The 605-nt window shown below is 76.9% G+C and carries 1 protein-coding gene; it reads left to right on the top strand.

Going from position 1 to position 605, the window contains the following annotated elements:
* Nucleotides 1-264: 264 nt before the first annotated feature.
* On the top strand, nucleotides 265-605 hold a 341-nt coding region (locus B9S61_RS07130; protein WP_374936191.1), incomplete at its 3' end, for a hypothetical protein.

Raw genomic sequence — 605 nt, forward strand, 5'->3', positions numbered from 1 at the left:
GCACCACCCTCCGCCTCCGTACGGCTCCCCCTCACTTCGGCGACCGACGCACCTCCTGGCCAGGCCGCTCCGGCGACCGACGCCACGCCCGCCACGCCCGCCCCGCCCGTCGCGGCTCCGGCTGTCGGAACGTCGGCCGACGGCCCGGGGTGGTTTCCCGTTCCGGGCCGGGGGGTGGCCGGTGTGCCGGGTTCCGCCGTGTCGTCCCTGGTGGGGGAGGAGGCTTGGGGTGTTGCCGGTGGGGGTGCTCCGGCGGCCGGTGGCATGTCCGGCGCGGTCGGCCCGCCCATCTCCCGGTCTTCGGAGACGGCACCGGCCACCGGTGTCCCGGACGCGGCCGACGGCTTCTGGCCGTTCCCCGTTCCGGGCCGGGGGTCGGCCGGTGCGTCCGACGCGGTGGTGCCGTCCGCCGGAGGCCGGCAGGCTCCCGGTGCGAGGACCGGCGCGATCGTGGGCTCTTCCCACGAGGGCCTGCTCAGGGACCACCGGGAAGGAATGCGGGCCGTGCTGCTGGGACGCTTCGACCAGGCCGCCGTCCTTCTGCGGAGGGTGGTCGAGCAGGGGCTGCGCGGCGACGAGCCCCAGTTGCTGATGCGGTCCGCCGC

Origin of the sequence: Streptomyces sp. SM1, assembly GCF_002910825.1 — a bacterium.
Taxonomy (GTDB): Bacteria; Actinomycetota; Actinomycetes; order Streptomycetales; family Streptomycetaceae; genus Streptomyces; species Streptomyces okerensis.